At 73.6% G+C, this 18,177-nt stretch carries 17 protein-coding genes and 1 pseudogene; 7 read left to right on the top strand and 11 right to left on the bottom strand.

The window, feature by feature from the left end; genetic code table 11:
- Nucleotides 1-4 precede the first annotated feature (4 nt).
- Nucleotides 5-781, bottom strand: a complete 777-nt coding sequence (locus tag ACGF12_RS31180) for an SAM-dependent methyltransferase (protein WP_393037460.1) — start codon at nucleotides 779-781, stop codon at nucleotides 5-7.
- A 189-nt stretch (nucleotides 782-970) separates the two neighbouring features.
- The gene (locus tag ACGF12_RS31175) at nucleotides 971-1,720 is read right to left on the bottom strand and encodes a hypothetical protein (RefSeq protein WP_393037402.1); all 750 of its coding nucleotides are present in this window, start codon (nucleotides 1,718-1,720) and stop codon (nucleotides 971-973) included.
- 191 nt (nucleotides 1,721-1,911) lie between these two features.
- Here ACGF12_RS31175 and ACGF12_RS31170 point away from each other — a divergent pair, with 191 nt between their 5' ends.
- On the top strand, nucleotides 1,912-3,141 hold the full coding sequence (locus ACGF12_RS31170; protein ID WP_393037399.1) for a hypothetical protein: 1,230 nt from the start codon (nucleotides 1,912-1,914) through the stop codon (nucleotides 3,139-3,141).
- A gap of 7 nt (nucleotides 3,142-3,148) precedes the next feature.
- Here the strand turns inward: ACGF12_RS31170 and ACGF12_RS31165 are convergent, their stop codons facing one another.
- From ACGF12_RS31165 to ACGF12_RS31150, 4 genes are all read right to left on the bottom strand, one after another.
- On the bottom strand, nucleotides 3,149-4,465 hold the full coding sequence (locus ACGF12_RS31165; protein WP_393037396.1) for a nitrate/sulfonate/bicarbonate ABC transporter ATP-binding protein: 1,317 nt from the start codon (nucleotides 4,463-4,465) through the stop codon (nucleotides 3,149-3,151).
- A gap of 37 nt (nucleotides 4,466-4,502) precedes the next feature.
- A complete protein-coding gene (locus tag ACGF12_RS31160; protein ID WP_393037393.1) occupies nucleotides 4,503-6,305 on the bottom strand; it encodes an ABC transporter permease in 1,803 nt (600 codons plus the stop codon).
- A gap of 103 nt (nucleotides 6,306-6,408) precedes the next feature.
- On the bottom strand, nucleotides 6,409-7,338 hold the full coding sequence (locus ACGF12_RS31155) for a DUF1648 domain-containing protein (RefSeq protein ID WP_393037390.1): 930 nt from the start codon (nucleotides 7,336-7,338) through the stop codon (nucleotides 6,409-6,411).
- A gap of 68 nt (nucleotides 7,339-7,406) precedes the next feature.
- On the bottom strand, nucleotides 7,407-7,754 hold the full coding sequence (locus ACGF12_RS31150) for a GntR family transcriptional regulator (RefSeq protein ID WP_355672729.1): 348 nt from the start codon (nucleotides 7,752-7,754) through the stop codon (nucleotides 7,407-7,409).
- Between the two features lie 79 nt (nucleotides 7,755-7,833).
- On the opposite strand from ACGF12_RS31150, the gene ACGF12_RS31145 reads away from it, so the two are divergent.
- From ACGF12_RS31145 to ACGF12_RS31130, 4 genes are all read left to right on the top strand, one after another.
- Entirely contained in the window at nucleotides 7,834-10,218 is a 2,385-nt protein-coding gene (locus tag ACGF12_RS31145) for a DUF4118 domain-containing protein (RefSeq protein ID WP_393037386.1), read from the top strand.
- Nucleotides 10,219-10,447: 229 nt separating this feature from the next.
- Nucleotides 10,448-11,002, top strand: coding sequence for a universal stress protein (locus tag ACGF12_RS31140; RefSeq protein ID WP_393037383.1), 555 nt, complete (start codon nucleotides 10,448-10,450; stop codon nucleotides 11,000-11,002).
- Nucleotides 11,003-11,008: 6 nt separating this feature from the next.
- Complete coding sequence (locus ACGF12_RS31135; RefSeq protein WP_393037380.1) at nucleotides 11,009-11,425, top strand: hypothetical protein; 417 nt, start codon at nucleotides 11,009-11,011, stop codon at nucleotides 11,423-11,425.
- 581 nt (nucleotides 11,426-12,006) lie between these two features.
- Complete coding sequence (locus ACGF12_RS31130) at nucleotides 12,007-12,564, top strand: GNAT family N-acetyltransferase (protein ID WP_393037458.1); 558 nt, start codon at nucleotides 12,007-12,009, stop codon at nucleotides 12,562-12,564.
- A gap of 8 nt (nucleotides 12,565-12,572) precedes the next feature.
- Here the strand turns inward: ACGF12_RS31130 and ACGF12_RS31125 are convergent, their stop codons facing one another.
- On the bottom strand, nucleotides 12,573-13,556 hold the full coding sequence (locus tag ACGF12_RS31125) for a S1C family serine protease (RefSeq protein WP_393037377.1): 984 nt from the start codon (nucleotides 13,554-13,556) through the stop codon (nucleotides 12,573-12,575).
- Between the two features lie 204 nt (nucleotides 13,557-13,760).
- Between ACGF12_RS31125 and ACGF12_RS31120 the strand changes: the two genes are divergently transcribed.
- Nucleotides 13,761-14,843 (top strand): Clp protease N-terminal domain-containing protein, encoded by a 1,083-nt coding sequence (locus ACGF12_RS31120; RefSeq protein ID WP_393037375.1) that lies wholly within the window; start codon nucleotides 13,761-13,763, stop codon nucleotides 14,841-14,843.
- Between the two features lie 77 nt (nucleotides 14,844-14,920).
- On the opposite strand, the pseudogene ACGF12_RS31115 reads toward ACGF12_RS31120, so the two are convergent.
- The 4 genes and pseudogenes from ACGF12_RS31115 to ACGF12_RS31100 all read right to left on the bottom strand — a co-directional run.
- Nucleotides 14,921-15,172 (bottom strand): annotated as a pseudogene (locus tag ACGF12_RS31115) (oxidoreductase C-terminal domain-containing protein); the annotation flags it as partial.
- Between the two features lie 463 nt (nucleotides 15,173-15,635).
- Nucleotides 15,636-16,178, bottom strand: coding sequence for a nitroreductase family protein (locus tag ACGF12_RS31110; protein ID WP_393037372.1), 543 nt, complete (start codon nucleotides 16,176-16,178; stop codon nucleotides 15,636-15,638).
- Nucleotides 16,175-16,495, bottom strand: a complete 321-nt coding sequence (locus tag ACGF12_RS31105) for a DUF6092 family protein (protein ID WP_393037369.1) — start codon at nucleotides 16,493-16,495, stop codon at nucleotides 16,175-16,177. The genes ACGF12_RS31110 and ACGF12_RS31105 overlap by 4 nt, the downstream gene beginning before the upstream one ends.
- Nucleotides 16,496-16,928: 433 nt before the next feature.
- Nucleotides 16,929-17,423 (bottom strand): DUF4232 domain-containing protein, encoded by a 495-nt coding sequence (locus ACGF12_RS31100; protein WP_393037366.1) that lies wholly within the window; start codon nucleotides 17,421-17,423, stop codon nucleotides 16,929-16,931.
- 289 nt (nucleotides 17,424-17,712) lie between these two features.
- Between ACGF12_RS31100 and ACGF12_RS31095 the strand changes: the two genes are divergently transcribed.
- On the top strand, nucleotides 17,713-18,108 hold the full coding sequence (locus ACGF12_RS31095) for a Ku protein (protein ID WP_393037363.1): 396 nt from the start codon (nucleotides 17,713-17,715) through the stop codon (nucleotides 18,106-18,108).
- Nucleotides 18,109-18,177: the final 69 nt, after the last annotated feature.

The following is an 18,177-nucleotide window of genomic DNA, read 5'->3' as shown; positions in this document are numbered from 1 at the left end:
TGCGTCAGTGCTTGATCGCCACGCCCGCGTACATCGCGATGTCCTGGTCGCGGACCACCGGGGCGTCGGCGTCCGGCCGCCAGTGGTGGACCAGGGTGACGCCCGGGTCGAGCAGCTCGTAGCCGTCGAAGAAGGCCTCCGTCTCGGCCTTGTCGCGGATCTGCAGCGGGATGCCGCGCGCGTTGTACTCCCGGCCGACGCCACCCACCCCGACCGGGTCGGTGTCGCCGGTGAACACCGTCAGGGCGAGGAAGCTGCCGGGCGCCAGCGCGTCCATGAAGCGGCGCACGATGCCCTGCGGGTCGTCCTCGTCCAGCACGAAGTGCACGATGGCGATCAGCGACAGCGCCACCGGCTGCGAGAGGTCGAGCACCTCGCGCAGCCGGGGGTTGTCGATGATCGACTCCGGGTCGCGGAAGTCGGCGTCCACGTAACAGGTGCGGCCCTCGGGCGTGCTGGACATCAGGGCCCGCGCGTGGGTCAGCACGATCGGGTCGTTGTCCACGTACGCGACCCGGGTCCCCGGGGCGATCGCCTGGGCGATCTCGTGCACATTGGGCGAGGTGGGGATGCCGGTGCCGATGTCCAGGAACTGCCGCACCCCGTACTGCTCGGTGAGGTGGCGCACCGAGCGCTGCATGAAGTCGCGGGTGGTGCGCATCGAGACCGGCAGCGACGGCCAGGCCCGCACCGAGGCGTGCGCGGCGACCCGGTCCGCCTCGAAGTTGGTCTTGCCGCCGATGAGGTAGTCGTACACCCGCGCGGAGTGCGGTACGTCCATCCGCAGGTCCACCGAGGGGTAGTCCTGCCGTGGTTCCTGCTGCGGTCCCTGCTGTGATTCCTGCTGGGCCCGGACCTCGTTCGCCATGCTCGCCTTCCCGTTGCCGCTGGGCATCCGTCACCGGCCGCCACGACGGCGGTCCTCGGTGCGCATGGTAACGGTCGTCCAGTAGGACGAGATGACGAATCCTCAGGTCTGGGCCTCCGGACTCCCTGCCTCGATCCCGACCGCCTGACGGGGGAGCGCCCCGGACCCGGCCCGCCCGCCGTGCCCCGCCGCCAGCTCCACCGCCGCACCGATCCAGGCCGCACCGAAGGCCCAGGTCGCCACCCACTCGCACAGGTACATCGGCCGCACCGCCCAGTCCGCCCCGAACCCGGACAGCCCGCAGACGGCCGCGGCCAACAGCGCGACCAGGATCAGCACCCCCGCCGCCAGGTAGGCCGCGCCGACCCGGGCCGGCTGCGCCGAGCGCGGATTGCGGAAGGAGTAGAGGCAGAACAGCGCCAGCATCACGAACAGCAGTGAGGCGAAGACCAGATGGAACACCCCGACCACCCGCTGCACCTCCGTCGGGTCCCCCGGCGCCGTCGGGCACAGCGCGACCAAGAGGGCGAACACCCCGGCCGCCGTGCTCCACCGGTCGTCCCGCCGGTCGAAGCGGTAGCAGATCAGGAACACCCCGAGCGCGCACAGCGCCCCGACGAGGACGTTCCGCGTCCCGGTGTAGTACGCGGCGCTCATCGAGGCCGGCCAGAAGCCGTCCGTGCCGCGGCCCATGACCTCGTCGGCCAGCCAGTTGCCGACCGGCAGCGCCGGTGGCAGCAGGACGCCGATCGCCCCGACGCCGAAGCGCAGGAAGCTGACTGTCCGTTCGTCCTGGATGTTTTGCTGCTGTGCTGAGTCGGGGGTTCTCTCGCTGCGCAGGTCGTCACTCATGGACGCCTCCTCGCCTACCGTACGGGCAGCCGTGGCCCGCGGATCGTCCGGCCGCTGGGGAATCACATGGGGCGGTGTCGACGGGGCGCCGCCGCACGGAAGCGGCCGTCAACTGGTGTACCCGCAAAGGAGATCGACCCACCACCGAATCGGGTGGTTTACCGGGCGGCGGGGCCCGTTAGCATTCCCCGGTGACCAGCATCGACGCGATCTCCCTGCACGATCCGGACCCCACCGCCACCCTGTGGCAGCACGACGCCGACGAACTCGCCCGCTACGTCGCCGATCCGGCGAACGAGTGGTTCCGCCGTCTGGCCTGCGCCGTGGCCCTGGCGGGACGGGTGCCCGAGGAGCACGTACCCGCGCTGATCGCCCGGATCCAGGACGTCGAGGAGGACGCCGAGGTGCGGGTCCCCCTGCTCGACGCGCTGGGCGACCGCGCCGAACTCCTGCCGTGGCTACGGCAGCCGGAGCGGAAGGAGGAGGACGACGACTTCGGTCTGCACGAGGCCTTCCTCAAGGCGCGCGGCCGGCTCGGCGACCGCACCGCGACGGCCGACCTCGCCGTCCGGGCCGCCAAGCCGTGGGACGTCCAGCGCGGTGCGGGTGAGGCCGGACTGAACGCGCTGGCCGACCGGTACGGCCTCCCGGCGGTCCTGGAGGACCTCGGTGAGGCCCGGCCCGAGGACCGGTTGGCCCGCGACCTGCTACGCCACCGGGCCGGCCAGGACATCACGGCCTCCCTCGCCGACCCGGACCGCATGGTCGCCCACCAGGCCCACCTGCTGGCCACCGACCCGGCCCGGCTGCGCGCCTACCTCGCCGGGCGGCCGCCGGTCGAGGCGGCGCTGTGGGCGGTCTGCGCCCTGCACCGGCTCACCGGCGACGCCGAGGAGACGGCGGACCGGTACGCCCGCCTCGGCCGCCCCCGGGTCGAGGTCCCCGGCCTGCCCGAGCAGGTCCGCCGGGCGATCGTGCACGAGTACGCGGCGGCGAGCGAGCGCGGCACCGACCCGCGCTGGCGCCTTGAGGCGATCTGTGCCGAGCCGCCCGCCCCGGTCGATGTGGACGGTCAACTGCGCCGCGCCACCGAGGCGTTGGGCGGCGCGGGGATCGCCTTCGAGGCCCCGGTCGACGCGTTCGAGCACGAGGGGACCGGCAGTGGCACATACCACGCGATCCGGCTCGGCGAGGGCGGCACCGTCCGCGTCAGCACGCTCGGCCCGTTCGTCGGCACCCTCGGGGAGTGGGACCGCACCCTGGACGACGACTCGCCGGCCCGTACCGCCCTGGAGCAGGCCGGCTTCCACTGGGTGGACCGCGCCACCGTGAACCGCATCGTCACGGACCTGTGCGTCTACTGGTTCGGTAGGCGCCTTCCGTTGCACGTCGGCACCCTGCTGTACTTCTGGCAGGACTGACCGGCCCTCACAGCGCCGCCTCGGCGCCGGGGTCGAGCACGAACTCGGCGTCGTCCGCGTCGTAGTCGTACAGCTCGCCGTAGCGGCCCCAGTCGATCGCGGTCTCCAGCTGGCGGCGGGCGTCCTCGGTGTCGAAGCCGGCCCGCAGCAGGTCCAGGAAGAGGTCCTCGCGCAGCTTGTGGTTCTCGGTGGCGGCCAGGGACTGGACGATGGCGCGCACCAGCGGCGCGCGGCGGGCGGCGTTGCGGGCGAAGAGCTGCTTGCTGGTGAGGATGTCGGCGTCGGCGAACTCGCGGCCGGCCGGGGTGATGGCGAAGCGGCCGTCGGTGGTGCGGGCGAGGTCCAGCAGGACGGCGGCGTCGACCAGCGGGAGCAGGTCGTCGACCTCGAAGTTCAGCTCGTCGGCGATCTCGGCCAGGCCCTCCTCGCCGCCCATGGCCAGCAGGATCTCCAGCAGACCGGCCAGCCCGCCGACGGTGGCGGGCGGCAGCGGGGTGGTGATCGGGGTGGCGGCCTGCCGGGCGGCGGGTTCGGCGGCGGGCTGCTCCTCGCGGCCGGTAAGGATGCCGTAGACGGTGTCGACCAGGGCCTCGAACTGGGCGGTGCGCCGGTCGCGCGGGCGGGGCAGGTCGACGGTCAGTTCGGACCGGATCCGGCCGGGGTTGGAGGACAGCACCAGGATCCGGTCGGCCAGCAGCACGGCTTCCTCGATGTTGTGGGTGACGATCAGGATCGACTTGACCGGCGCCTCGTGCCCTTCCCACAGGCCCACCAGCTCGTTGCGCAGGTTCTCGGCGGTCAGCACGTCCAGCGCGGAGAAGGGCTCGTCCATGAACAGCGCGTCCGGCTCCACCACCAGAGCCCGGGCGAAGCCGACCCGCTGGCGCATCCCGCCGGACAGCTCCTTGGGGTAGGCGCCCTCGAAGCCGTCCAGACCGATCAGGTCGATCGCCCGCAGCGCCCGCTCGCGCCGCTCCGTCTCCTCCACTCCGCGCGCCTGCAGGCTCAGCTCGACGTTCTGCTGGACGGTCAGCCAGGGCAGCAGGGCGAAGGACTGGAACACCATCGCCACCCCCGGGCTGGCAGCCCGCAGCGGGGTGCCCCGGTAGGTGACCGTGCCGGAGGAGGGCGCGATCAGCCCGGCCAGGCAGCGCAGCAGGGTGGACTTGCCGGAGCCGGACTTGCCGAGCAGGGCGACGATCTCGCCCTCGGCCAGGTGCAGGCTGATGTCGTCGAGCACCGGCAGCGCCCGGCCGTCCGGGGTGGTGAAGGTCTTGGTCACGTCGGTGGCCTGGACGATCGTGGTGCGGGAGGCGGTGGTCATCGCGGACGGGCTCCTCGGCAGCGGGTGCAGCGGGTCGTCAGAGGGCGTAGCGGGTCTCGGAGAGCCGGTAGAGGCGGCGCCACAGCAGGCGGTTGAGCGCGACCACGTAGACGCTCATCACGCTCACCCCGACCAGGATCTTGGGGAAGGCGCCGGTGCCGGTGGCGTCGGTGATGTAGGCGCCCAGCCCGGTGGCGGTGAGGTGGTGCGAGCCGTAGTCGACCACCTCGGCGACGATCGAGGCGTTCCAGGCGCCGCCGGCCGCGGTGATGCCGCCGGTGACGTAGTACGGGAAGACCGCCGGGAGGATGAAGGCGCGCCAGCGCAGTCGGCCCCTGACCTGGAAGCCGGTCATCGCCTCGCGCAGGTCGCTGGGGATCGCGGAGGCCCCGGCGATCACGTTGAACAGGATGTACCACTGCGCGCCGAGGGCCATCAGCAGCACCGAGCCGATGTTCAGCGAGATCCCGAGGGCGACGAAGGCCGCGGTGGCGAAGGGGAACAGCAGGTTCGCCGGGAAGCTGGCCAGCACCTGCACCACCGGCTGGGCGAAGCGGGTGACCTTCGGGTCCATCCCGATCCAGACCCCGACCGGCACCCACACCACGGTCGCCGCCACCATCAGCACCAGCACCCGGGCGAAGGTGGCCGCACCGAGCGCGAAGGCGTGGCCGAACTCGCCGAGGCCGACCGTGTCGTTGACGTAGTCGAAGGCCTTCCAGGCGCCGAAGACCACGACCGCGGCCACCGCTCCGGCGAAGAACACGTCCCCGGTGCGCTCCCTGGAGACGGGGCGGGCGAGCGGGTGCTCGGCCAGGCCGAAGACCCGCGTGCCCCGGTCCAGCGCGAGCCCGAGCGGGCGCAGCGGCCGGGCGGCCAGCTCCGGCAGGCTGGAGCGGCGCAGCAGGTCGAGGACGACGCTGCGCGGCCGGTCGGCGGACTCCGTCTCCTCCACCCGGAACCGCTCCGACCAGGCCGTCATCGGCCGCCAGAACAGCACGTTGACGGCGATCACCATGACGACCATCACGCCGATCGCGATGCCGACCTGCCCGAGGTCCCCGTTGCCGATGGCGGTGGCCGCGTAGGAGCCGACGCCGGGCAGCGCGTAGCGGTGGTTGAGCACGCTGATGGACTCGGAGGCGGCGAGGAAGAACCAGGCGCCGCCGAAGCTCATCATCCCGTTCCAGACCAGCGGGATCATGCCGCTGGGCACGTCGAGGCGCCAGAACCGCTGCCACTTGGTCAGTCGCATCACCCGGGCGGCCTCGTCCAGTTCGCGCGGCTGGCTGACCAGCGAGTAGTAGAACGCGAAGGTCATGTTCCAGGCCATCGAGGTGAAGATCGCGAAGATCGACGCGCATTCGAGGCCGAGCGTGGAGCCGGGGAAGAGGTTGATGAAGGCGGTGACGGTGATCGACAGGAAGCCGAGGATGGGCACCGACTGGAGGATGTCGAGGACCGGCAGCAGCACCTTCTCCGCCCGTCGCAGCCGGGCCGCGGCGGTGGCGTAGGCGAAGGTGAAGAGCACCGAGGCGACCAGCGCGACGAACATCCGCAGCAGTGAACGCACCGCGTAGAACGGCAGGTTGGACGGATCGGTGGACACGGTGGCGGGGGCCTGCTCGGGCAGGAACGGCGCGTTCAGCGAGGGGGCGAGCCGCAGCAGCCCGTACAGCAGCGCCACCAGCGCGGCGCCGACCAGGAGGTCCACCCAGCGCTGCTCGGGGCGGCGCCACACGCCGCGCGAGGGGAAACCGCCGTCGCCGCCGGCCACTCGCACCACCGCCCGTCCGCCGATCGCCGCCCTGGGGCCGACCGCACCGGCCCGACCGCGCACCAGCCTGATCGCAGAGGGACGGGCCCGCCACCGGAGGCGGCCCTACGGGTGCCTCCGGTGGCGGGGTCCGGGCGGGTCAGGGCGGGGCTGACCGGCCGCGCCGTCAGTGGGTGGGGCTGCCGGTGCGGGCGATCAGCGTGTTCAACAGGGCGGCCCCGCGCTCGGCGTCGTCGACGCTGATCGCGAAGTCCTTCCCGCGCTTGGTGCGGACCACCAGGCACTCGCCCCGGCGCAGGAACACGGTGGTGCCCCGATGGTTGGCGCGGTAGCCCCAGCCGCCGGCCGCGCGGGCGGTGAGCCGCTCGACCCGGGCCGAGACGAGCTCGGCGGGGGAGAGCTTCCGGGCGGGCCAGCCGAACGGGCCGAAGCCGACGTGCAGTCCCTCGTCGGTCACCCGGACCCGCACCGAGGAGCAGAGCAGGAGGACGACCGAGGAGAGGGCGAGGATGACGACGGTCACCCAGTCGGGCTCCGCCAGCCCGCCCACGGCGACCAGTACGGCCGTCATCGGGATCAGCGCCGTGACGGCGGCGAGCAGCTGCAGCCACGGGTTGGCGGCCTGGGAGAGCCAGGCCGTTCGCTCGCCGGCCCTCAGTTCCAGCACCGGCGTGCCGGGCCGGGCCGGGGCGGTGGCGCCCGGGCGGGTGGCCAGCCAGGACAGCACACCGGCCAGGCCCGCCGCCACGACGATCACGACCACCTCGATGCCCATCGGCGCGGCGTCCTGCCAGCGGGCACGGTCCAGGTTGGCGCGCACGATGGAGGTCTGCGCGCCCGTCAGCAGCACCCCGGTGAAGGCCAGCACCGGCCCGGCCCACTGGCGGGCCGGGTCGGGCCGGAACCGGACGGCCACGGCGAACCCGAGCGCCACCAGGAGCCAGACGCCGGCCGGGAAGAGTGCCGCCGCCGTCACCGACATCGAACCGTCCGGGTCGCGCCCGTTCCAGTGGGTCGCCACCTGCGCCGGCAGCCGGTCGCGTGCGGCCAGCGGCAGTACGATCAGCAGCGCCGGCACACCGAGCGTCCAGGCCACCGCCCCCAAGAGCGCCCCCCGGCGTACCGGCCGGCTTGAGACGGGCTCTCCCACGGGCTCTTCGTCCCTCACGACATCCCCCTGATCAGATCCACGAGATCGTTCCTGCTGTAGCCGGCCCGGGCCGCGTCCGCGATCAACTGCCGTACCCGGTCCACCAGTTCGGCGCGCGTTCCGGCGTCCGCGGCGACCGTGATGCCACGGCCCCGGCGGAACTCCAGCACCCCCTCGTCGCGCAGCGCGCGCAGCCCGCGCAGCACGGTGTTGGTGTTGACGCCGAGGGCCCGGGAGAGCTCCCGGGCGGGCGGCAGTTTGTCGCCGGGGGCGCACTCGCCCTCCGCGACGGCCCGTCGGATCGCGCCCGCCACCTGCTCGTGCAGCGGGCGGGCGTCGCCAAGGTCCAGCTTCAGCAACATGGTGCTACTGACGATAGCACCATCCAGATCTGGTGCGTACGGGCGGTCCACGGCCGACCATGGACCTGGAGGCGGTGCGGTGAGCGGACGGCTGCGGGTGTTTCTGGGGGCGGCGCCGGGGGTCGGGAAGACGTACGCCATGCTCGCCGAGGGGCGGCGGCTGCGCGACGACGAGGGCCTGGACGTCGTGGTCGGCCTGGTCGAGACGTACGGCCGCCGGGGCACCGAACAGCAGCTCGGCGACCTGCCGGTGCTGCCCCGCCGGACCGTCCACTACCGGGGCGCCCGGTTCACCGAACTCGACACGGCCGCCCTGCTCGCCCGCCGCCCCGCACTCGCCCTGGTCGACGAACTCGCCCACAGCAACGCCCCCGGCACCGGCAACCCCAAGCGCTGGCAGGACGTCCGCCAGCTCCTCGACGCCGGCATCGACGTCGCCACCACCGTCAACATCCAGCACCTGGAGAGCCTCAACGACGTCGTCGAGCAGATCACCGGCGTCGCCCAGCGCGAACGGATCCCCGACCAGGTGGTCCGCGCCGCCGACCGGATCGAACTGGTCGACCTCAGCCCCGAGGCCCTGCGCACCCGGATGGCCCAGGGCGGGATCTACCCGCCCGACCGGGTCGACATCGCCCTCGACCACTACTTCCGGGCCGGCAACCTCGGCGCCCTACGCGAACTCGCCCTGCTCTGGCTGGCCGACCGGGTCGAGGAGGAACTCGCCGACTACCGCGCCCGGCACGGCATCCGTGCCCCCTGGGAGACCAAGGAGCGCATCGTCGTCGCCCTCAACGGCGCCCCGCAGGGCGAGCACCTGATCCGCCGCGGCGCCCGCACCGCCACCCGGGTGCACGGCGACCTGATCGGCGTCCACATCCGCCCCGACGACGGCACCACCACCCACGAGCCGCCCGGCCTGGCCGCGCAGCGCGCCCTGCTGCACGAACTCCACGGCAGCTACGTCGAGGTCAACGCCGGGGACGTCGCCGGCGCCCTGGTGGACTTCGCCCACGCCGAGAGCGCCACCCAGATCCTGCTCGGCCCCACCAGCCGCAGCCGGCCGCGCGAACTGCTCTCCGGCTCCGTCATCAACCGGGTGATCCGCCTGGCCGGCCCGATCGACGTCCGGGTGCTGCCCCCGCCCGAACCCGGACTGCTGGCCGTCCCACCCGCCCCCAGGCGCCGCCGCCCGGCCGCCGTACCGCTGCCCCGGCGCCGGCTCGCCTGGCTGCTCGGCCCGGCCACCGCCGTCGCCCTCGCCTGGACGCTCTCCCCGCTGCGCGGCTCGCTCGCGCTCGGCGGCGTGCTGCTCTGCCTGCTGCTCGCCGTCGCCGCCACCGCCCGGCTCGGCGGCCTGCTGCCCGCCGCCGGCACCACCGTCGCCGGGGCGCTCGCCGCCGACTGGTTCTTCACCACGCCCTGGCACAGCCTCACCGTCCAACGCGGCGCCGACCTCGCCGTGCTCCTGCTCTTCCTCGCCGTCGCGGGGATCATCGCTCACCTGATCGACGGCCTCGCCCGCCGCTCCCAACAGGCCGACCGGGCCCGCGCCGAGGCCGCCGTCCTCGCCCACCTGGCGGGCGAGACCGTCGAATCCGGTGCCCGGGCGCTGCCCGACCTGGTCGCCGAACTGCGCCAGGTCTTCGGCCTGGACGGCGCCGTCGTGCTGGTCCGCACCGGGCAGTTCTGGCAGCCCGCCGCCGCCTCCGGCGCCGGCTACCCGCTGCGCCCCGACGAGGCCTCACTCGCCGTCGAGCTCGGCCCCGACACCGTCCTCGCACTGCGCGGACCGGCACTCAGCGAGGAGGACACCCGGCTGCTGGGCCCGTACGTCACCCAGCTGCGGCTGGCCCGCGACCGCGAGCGGCTCGCCGCCCAGGCCGCCGCGGCCGAGACCCTCGCCCACACCGACGCCCTGCACACCGCCCTGCTGGAGGCGGTCGGCCAGGACCTGCGCGCCCCGCTGGCCGCGCTGCGCCGGGACGCCGCCGAACTGCGGGCCCCGCAGCGGCGGCGGATCGACGCCGAGGTACGGCGGATGGAGCGGCTGGTCGCCAACCTGCTGGACCTCAGCCGGCTGCGGGCCGGGGAGATCCCGGTGGTACTGCGGCCCACCGCGCTGCGCCCGGTGGTGGCGGCCGCGCTCTCCGGCGCGGGCTTGCACGGGAACGGCGAGGTCCGGCTCGCCCTGGGCGACGGGCTGCCGCCGGTGCTCGCCGACCCGGGCCTGCTGGAGCGCGCCGTCGCCGACGTGCTGGCCGTGGCCGGGCGCCCGGCCACGGTGGACGCGGGCACCGTGGCGGGCCGCGTCCACCTGCGGGTGAGCGCCCCGGGCGGGGCCGAGCCGGTCGGGCTCACCGTTGCCCGGGGCTTCGTGGAGGCGATGAACGGCGAGCTCACCGTCGAACCGGCCGCCGGCGGCGGGACGGCCTACCTGCTCGACCTGCCGTGCGCGGCCTAGCCGTATCGGTCACTTCGGCGCCGTCGCGCAGCCGGGTGGTGGCGGCGGGGAGGCGGCCCAGCCCGCCGGGTAGGCCGAACGGGTGAGGGTGGGCCGGGCGTCCGTCCGCGTATGGAGTGCGTTGGGAATGGTGTTCGGGCCGTCAGGGAGCCGTCAAGAACGGCTGGTCGGCGCCCGGACGGCGGTTGGGTGGAGAGCGACGGACGACGCGACCAGACGAGGACGGATCATGCACGGCAACGGTCGGCACCAGGACAGCGCGGGCCCCAGGGTGGTGGTCGGCGTCAGCGGGTCGCTCGGAAGCCTCGCGGCACTGCACCGCGCCGCCGCCGAGGCCCGCGAGCGCGGCGCCGTCCTGGTGCCGGTACTCGCCTGGGAGCCGCCCGGCGGCGAGCTCGGCTACCGCCGCTCGCCCTGCCCGCCGCTGCTGTCCGCCGTACGGGAGGCCGCCGAGCAGCGGGTGAACGAGGCGCTGGGCGCGGCCTTCGGCGGGGCCGACCCTGGCGTGCCGATCCGGCCGGTGGTGATCCGCGGCGAGTCCGGGCCCGCCCTGGTGCACGTCGCCGACCGGGCCGACGACCTTCTGGTGCTCGGGCGGAGCGGCGGCCTGCTCCGCCGCGGACTGCGGCGCTCGGTGTCCGCGTACTGCGCGAAGGAGGCCGGCTGCCCGGTGCTGACCGTCCCGGTGCCCGAGCTGCTGCACGACCTGGAGGCCCTCCACCGTCGCACCCGCTGGCATCTGCCGGTCGGCCCCGCGCCCGAACTGGTCGCGGCGAAGGGATAGTCCGCGGTGCGGATGTACTCGGCGCGCCCCGGCGGCACCCGCTACCACCCGGTGCTGGACCGCCTCTCGACGGGCGCCTCGGGCGCCGTCGCCCTGCTCGGCGGTGGCCTGCTCGCCCTCGGCTTGCGCGGGCTCGGCCAACTGCACTCCGGCTGGCTCGCCCTCGTCGCCTACCTGGCGCTGTGCGGCCTGGTCGGCGGCTTCGCCCGCCCGCGGGCCGCGCCGCTGATCGGCCTGGCCGCCTGGCTGTGCTGCAACGCCTTCACCGAACACCGGCACGCCGAACTCGGCTGGTCCGGGCCCTGGCCGGAGGCCCGGCACTTCGCGGTGTTCACCGCCACCGCCCTGCTGGTCTCCCTGCCCACGGCCCTGCCCCGCCGGACGGTGCGGGCGACGCCGGTGCGCCTGGACCGTCCGGTCTGAGGCGCCCCCCGAGGACGGTCCGCCCGCGCGGGCGGACCGCGCCGGATCCCGGGGCTCCGGCCGGTACTCCGGAGCTCTCGGCGACCGGTGCAGAACAGGTGAGGCGCCCCCGGCGCCTCCCGGTGGAGTGGCCGCCGTTCGGACAGCGGGTCCGCCGCCCGCAGCGGCCACTCCATCAAAACCGTCAGCCCTTCCGGCGGCGGGGGAGTGGAGGTGCCACCCCGAGCGCCCCGCAGGCGGGTTCGCACGGCAGGAAGGCGGCCGGGTGCCAACCGCCTTACGGGAGCGAGCCGTTGCGGATCGGCGGCGCCGTACCCCAGAGCGTCAGGGTGGTCACGCCCGCACCGGCCGGCCCGACGAGTACGCCCGGGAGCGGCTTCTCGCGATGCTCCGTCAGGGACACTGCCCAGCAAGCGAGTTGGGGGCCCGGGCGGGGTGGCCGGGATAAGGGCGCGCAGAATGTCCGTATGCGGATGACGAACACGCCGAACACGCCGAACACGCCGAACACGCCTGACGCGCGGAGCACGCCGATCGCGCCGGTCACGCCGAGGGCGGTGACGGTCGAGGACGCCGGGCCGATGGCCGAAGTACTGGCGCGGGCCTTCGGGGACGACCCGATGATGTGCTGGTTATTCCCCGAGGGCGCCACCCGCCCGGCCGCGCTGGGCGGTTACTTCACCACGCTGCTCACCCGGCAGTACCTGCCGCACGGGGTGTGCGAGCGCACCGAGGACGCCGCCGCGTTCTGGGTGCCACCGGAGGCGCAGGACAAGGCCGTCCCGGAGGCGGAGACGATCCGGGAGCTGACCGGGCTGCTCGGCGAGCGGGCCGAGCCGTTCCGGCGCTCCGTCGAAGCGGCCGCCGCGAACGCGCCGCAGGAGCCGCACTGGTACCTGGCGGTGCTCGGCGCCGACCCCGTCGCCCAGGGGCGGGGGCAGGGATCCGCCCTGCTGCGCGCCGGGCTGGCGCGGGCCGACGAGGCGGGGCTGCCGGTCTACCTGGAGTCCTCCAAGGAGGCGAACCTCGCCGTGTACGGGCACTTCGGCTTCGAGGTGCTGGAGGAGATCCGGCTGCCGGGGAACGGGCCGATGCTGTGGGCGATGCGACGCGCTCCGCGCGACCCGGCGGACGGGTAGCCCCGATGTCAGTCGTCGGCGGGGAGTTCGGTCGGGACGGCGATGACGTCGACCAGTGCCTCGCCGCGCAGGACGGTGAGCGGGATCGGGCGGCCGATGGCGTCGGCGAGCATCAGGCGCTGGAGGGACTGGGCGCTGCCCATGGGCTCGGCGGCGGCGGTGAGCAGCAGGTCGCCCTCGTGCAGGCCGGCCCGGGAGGCGGGGGCGCCGGGGACCACCTCGACGATCCGCAGCCCGGCGTCCTGCCCGGTGCGCTGGCGCAGGGCGGGCGGCAGCGGGGTCGGGACCCCGGCCAGGCCCAGGTAGGCGCGGCGGATCCGGCCCTCGGTGAGCAGGGCGGCGATGATCTGGCGGCTGGTGGCGTTGATCGGGACGGCCAGGCCCAGTCCGTTCCCGGCCACGGCCGTGGTGATGCCGACCACCTCGCCGTTCGCGGTGGTGAGCGCGCCGCCGGAGTTGCCGGGGTTGAGCGCGGCGTCGGTCTGGATCACGTCGTCGATGACCCGTACCGCGCTGCCGGAGCGCGCGGGAAGGGACCGGCCGAGCGCGCTGACCACGCCCGCCGTGACCGTCCCGGCCAGACCGAGCGGGTTGCCCACGGCCACCACCAGCTGCCCGACCCGCAGGGCGGTGGCCTCGCCGAGCGTCACCGGCGAGGGCGTCGGGCCGTCGGCGCGCAGCACCGCCAGGTCGGAGAGCGGGTCCGCGCCGATGGTGTGGAAGGGCGAGCTGGTGCCGTCGGCGAAGGCCAGCGTTCCGGCGTCGGCGTGGCCGACCACATGGGCGTTGGTGAGCAGGAAGCCGTCCTCGGTGAAGACCACGGCCGAGCCCAGCGCGGTGCTGAACCAGCCGCCCCGGCCGCGCCGGGGCACCTGGAGGGCCGCGACGCGCGGCGTCACGGCGGCCGCCACGGACGTGACGATCCGCGAGTAGGCGTCCATCGGCGTCTCGGCCTCGGGGACACGGCCCGGTCCGGGAAGCGTGTCGGCCACGCTGCTCACCCCTCTCGCGGGCGCGGGGTCGGGTTTCCGCAGGTCTGCGGGCCCGCGGGCCCGCACGTTTCTGCAGGTGGCAACAACGGCACCGCGTGCCGGCTTCCACCTCCGTCCTGACGAGTTCTTGACGCCGGGAAAACTGCAAAGAACAAGCAAAGTGAGCGTAGAGTTCAAGCAAAGCCGCATCTGTGGGAGGGGCTCATGGACACCATGCTGGAGCCGGACCGGCGCACGCTCGGAGACCCGGGCGGCGGGCGGCTCGGGACGGAACACCTCCTGATCAACGTCGCCGGGTCGCCGGGCCCCGCCGGGGCGGCGCTCACCGCCGTCGGGGCGACGGCGGACCTCCTGCACTCCCTGCGCCGCGACCGCGACGGCCGGTGGGGCGCGGACGACGGGACCGGCGACGGGGTGCCCGCCCGGGAGGTGCTCGGCCCCGCCGGGGACGACGCCCTGGTGCTGACCGGCGCCGCCGCCCGGGTGCTCACCGAGGCGACGGAACGCGCCCGCCGGGACGGCGAGCGGAGCTTCACCGCCGAGCACCTGCTGCGCGCCCTGCTCGCCGACGACCGCACCCGCGCCGCCGAACTGCTGCACGCGGTGGGCGTCCCGCCGCAGGCCGTACTCGACCGCCTGGACGGTGCCGACGTTCTGTACGGTGCCACGGGCCAGGACGGCGCCGAGGTTCCGGGCCACGCCGAGGTCCTGGGCGGCGCCGCGCCACAGGCCGTACCGGACCGTCCCGACACGGCCGCGCCGCAGGCCGGCGGCGAGCGCCCGGACCCCCTCGACCCGTTGCTGCACCCCACCCGGGAGGCGCTGCTCACCCGCCGTAGCCACCGACTCCCGCGCTGGAAGCGGCTGTTGCAGCCGGGGGCGGCGGGGCGCGGAGCCTGGATCCGGGTGGAGGCGGACGCCCAGGCCCTGCGCTTCGGCCGCCGTACGCCCGGCACCGAGCACGTCCTGCTCGCGCTGCTGGCCGTCCATGAAGTGACCCGCCGTGAGCCCCGGCCGGGCGTGGACCGGGCCGGCGGCGAACTGCTCGCCGGCCTCGGCCTCGACTACGCACGCCTCCACGCCCTCCTCGACGCCGGCGGGGTACCGCTGCCCGCCGACCCGCGCTCGGTCGAGACCTACCTGTCCGGCGTAGCGGCCCAGGGCACCGAGCACCTGGCCCGGGCCCTGCTGGCGGAGGACACCCGCGCCCGGCGCCTGGTCGAGGCCCTGGGCGGCGACCTCTCCCCTCGCGGAAGGGCCCCGGAGGGCCTGCGGGCGGGCCGATAGGTCACGGTACGGCGGCGCCCGGCGTGATCCGAGGCATCACGGCCGACGCCGCGCGACGGCGTCCCGGTGGGACGGGACTACACCTCGCCGAGCGGGACGCCCGGGTCGGCCAGCCGGTCGGCGTCTACCACCCGCCCCGAGCGGACCAGTTCGCGGATCGGGTCGGTGACGTCCCAGACGTTGACGTTCATCCCCGCGAGCACCCGGCCGCCGGACAGCCAGAACGCGATGAACTCGCGGGTGGCCGGGTCCCCGCGGAACACCACCCGGTCGTAGCCGCCCGGCTCGACGTATCCGACGTACTCCATTCCCAGGTCGTACTGGTCAGTCGCGTGGACACCCTGGCACGCCCATTGACGTGTGGGTTTGGCTGATAGGAGACACACCCATGCAGCGCACAGGCCTGACGCCCGAGATGGAAGGGGCTGACCTCTACCTCCGCAAGTCCAAGAAAGTCCGCACGGAGGACCGTCGTGCTCTTCTCTCTGTGCAGACGCAGGAGGAGCTGGGCCGGGCGTGGGCGGCCAAGAACGGCAAGCGGGTCCGGGAAGTCTGGGTGGACAACCTGTCTGCGTGGAGCGACGTAAAGCGGCCCGAGTTCGACAAGGCCGTGTCCGCCGTACTGGCCGCCGGAGAGGTGTCGATCCTGTGGTGCGTTCCTGGATCGCGCGCGGTGTGGCCTGCCCGGTCATGCCGCCTTCATCCGGTCGCGTTCGAACAGCAGCCCGTACTCGAAGCGGGCTCCGGCGCGGACATTGTCATGAACCACCAGGATCGATCCCAGCGGACAGGTCAGCCGCGGTCCCATTGGATGACGTCCGCCCAGCTGGTCCCGTTCCGGCGGCGCATGGGCGGTGGTTGCTCGGCAGCGGGGTGGCCGAGGCAGATGATCAGCTCGGGACGGACCGGATCGGGGAGGCCGAGCAGGGTGGCGACCGCGACCCTGCTGAACGAGGTGACCGGCCCGGAGCCCAGGCCGATGGCGTGTGCCGCGAGCATCATGGTCGCGGCGGCGGTGCCGACGTCGATGTGCGGGCCGGGGTTGGTCGGTGCGAAGCCGTAGCCTTTGACCTTCGCCCAGTCGACGCAGACCACGATCGCAGCCGTAGGACGTTGCAGCATCCCCGGCGAGACCATGCGCAGCGCGCGCAGTAGCGCGGGACGGGTGACGGCGACGTACCGGTGCAGGCGGCGGTTTCCGGCATGCGGGGCGTACCGGGCGCTGTCGAGTACCGTCGCCACGTCCTCCCGCGTGATCGGGGCCGGGGTCAGGGCGCGGATCACACGGCGGGTACGGATCGTTTGGAGGACGGCATCGTCCACGGCGCCGCTCACGGGGCCCCGTCCAGATTCAGACGGGTGACCAGGTGGGTGGCCAGTTCCCGGCACAGGCCATCGATCCGCTGGGCGTAGCCGTCCGGGTCACCGGCCTGGACGGTTGTTTCGCCGATCTGCTTTCGGATCTCCTCCAGTAGTGGCCGCAGCCAGGCACCTGCCTGCGGGTCGATCATCTCCGCCAGCCGGCCCGCTGCGGTGAGCAGCCGCATGGGCGCGTACTCCGCGGCCTCGTCCAGCTGGGTCCGGGCGGCGGTCACCAGGTACGCGAGGAGTTCGACCGCGTCGTCCTCGGCGAGCACGAGAGCCACCGGCACGGGGGACTCCGGAGGCGTCACAGATGTCGAAGGCGTCAAAGACACGGTCATCAGCATTCCACCGGGGCAGCGGCACCGCCTTCTGGGCGCTCGTCGAGGCGACGGCCGCGTCGGCACGGACAAGCGAGGCGGTCCCTGGAACGGCACCGCGGCGTCGGCGCCGGGGTGCCGTCCGGCGGCCCGTTGCCGCAGGTGAAGGGTCTGTACGCGCCGACCCCGAGACGCGACCAGTCCCGCCTTTGCTGCCGAGCGCGCGCACGGACCTCGGAGGGCGATGCGCGCAGAGCTGGTGCCCTGCGTGCTTCCGCGCTCCTGCGCCGGCGGCGATGGCAGGGCGATCGGGGTGGAGGCAGGCGAGGCGGCGCTCAGGAGCATGCGATCTCGTCGGCGGCGATCGTGGCGCCGGGCCGCCGCCCATCGACGCTGTCTCGGATCATCCGGCAACCTGGACAGGACTCGTCTCAAACGCTCCGCAGATCAGCAGATTGTAAGGGAGGAGCACCTGCTGGGAGCTGGCCGGCGGATAGATGCCGAAGTAGTCGGAGAGTGGCCGACAGGCCGGGGCGACTGTCGCATTGTTGGTGCGTATCGTCGCACTGACCGTCTGGCCGGGGCCTACGGTCACTGTGGTCACGGGGGAGCTGCTGCGCGTTGCTGGGCTACCGATCTGTTGGTGGCCGGCGTCCAGGACGCTCACGCCGGGGTATCCACGCAGGCTGCAGACGTGCGTGGAGGTGTTGGTGAAGTTCACGGGGATGAAGATGGATCCGGCGGCGTCCTCCTCCTGCCCGAGAGACAAGCGCAAGTCGGCGGCCGTGCAGGTCGGGGTGAGGGGTGCGGCTTGTGCGGAGTGGGTTGCGCCGACCGCGGTGGCAGCGGTAAGGAGTGCGGCGGCGGTCAGTGCGGCTGTTCTCGTCCTGGGGATCATGGTGGGCCTCCGTTGGCTGGGCAGCCGCCGGTGTGGCGCCTGCCACAGCTTCCAGGTTGCGGCTGCTCGCGCGTGGGCGCAGCTCGGGTGTGGAGTGGCGATCACCCGGTGTCCGGATTGGGCTGGTGGGTCCAGGGGATGCGCGCCTGCTGGAGGTGGTCAGCGTGCCGACTGCCATCGCCAAGAAGGTGATCACCTTCTCGCTGGTCAGCATTCCGGTCAGCGGGTATCCCGCAACGTCCCAGCATCGGGTCCCGCTCCATATGGTCCATGATCGCGGCGGGGGCAGGTGAGGTACAGACGCGTCTGCGAGCTCGACGGGCAGGAGCTCGCGGAAGGTGAGATCGCCCGCGGCGTCGAGATGCCCGACGGCGGCACGCTTGTCCTCTCGCGCCAAGACCTGGAGCAGTTGCCGACGCCGGACACCAAGGAGATCCGAGTGCTCGGCTTCCTGGACGAGAGCCGGGGGGACCCTCTGCACTACGACAAGTCGTACTACCTCGGGGCGGCTGCGCCGGGCGGCGAGCGGCCTTACGCACTTCTCCGAGCCGCCCTTGCCGAGTCCGGACAGGTGGCGGTCGCCCGGACCGCACTGAGGACGAGGGACAGCCTGGTGGTACTTCGAGTAGACCTAAAACCCCATGTGCGAAGTCCGAGGCTAGCCTCTCTGTTTCAGTTGAAATGAGGCCCGAAGCGGGGAGGAAATACGAAAGTGCCTTCTGCGCTGGGACGATGAACCTTGCCGAGGGGTTCT

Origin of the sequence: Kitasatospora sp. NPDC048296 (genome assembly GCF_043201815.1) — a bacterium.
In the GTDB taxonomy this organism is placed as follows: Bacteria; Actinomycetota; Actinomycetes; order Streptomycetales; family Streptomycetaceae; genus Kitasatospora.
The sequence above is the reverse complement of the archived record's forward strand: the minus strand, read 5'-3'. Positions and strand labels throughout refer to the sequence as shown.

Bases quoted from the DNA above. Each gene is read 5' to 3' on its own strand.
- ACGF12_RS31120 (WP_393037375.1), top strand. From the start codon at position 13,761: ATGGACACCATGCTGGAGCCGGACCGGCGCACGCTCGGAGACCCGGGC.
- ACGF12_RS31175 (WP_393037402.1), bottom strand. From the start codon at position 1,720: ATGAGTGACGACCTGCGCAGCGAGAGAACCCCCGACTCAGCACAGCAG.
- ACGF12_RS31130 (WP_393037458.1), top strand. From the start codon at position 12,007: ATGGCCGAAGTACTGGCGCGGGCCTTCGGGGACGACCCGATGATGTGC.
- ACGF12_RS31140 (WP_393037383.1), top strand. From the start codon at position 10,448: ATGCACGGCAACGGTCGGCACCAGGACAGCGCGGGCCCCAGGGTGGTG.
- ACGF12_RS31180 (WP_393037460.1), bottom strand. From the start codon at position 781: ATGGACGTACCGCACTCCGCGCGGGTGTACGACTACCTCATCGGCGGC.
- ACGF12_RS31150 (WP_355672729.1), bottom strand. From the start codon at position 7,754: ATGTTGCTGAAGCTGGACCTTGGCGACGCCCGCCCGCTGCACGAGCAG.
- ACGF12_RS31100 (WP_393037366.1), bottom strand. From the start codon at position 17,423: ATGATCCCCAGGACGAGAACAGCCGCACTGACCGCCGCCGCACTCCTT.
- ACGF12_RS31165 (WP_393037396.1), bottom strand. From the start codon at position 4,465: ATGACCACCGCCTCCCGCACCACGATCGTCCAGGCCACCGACGTGACC.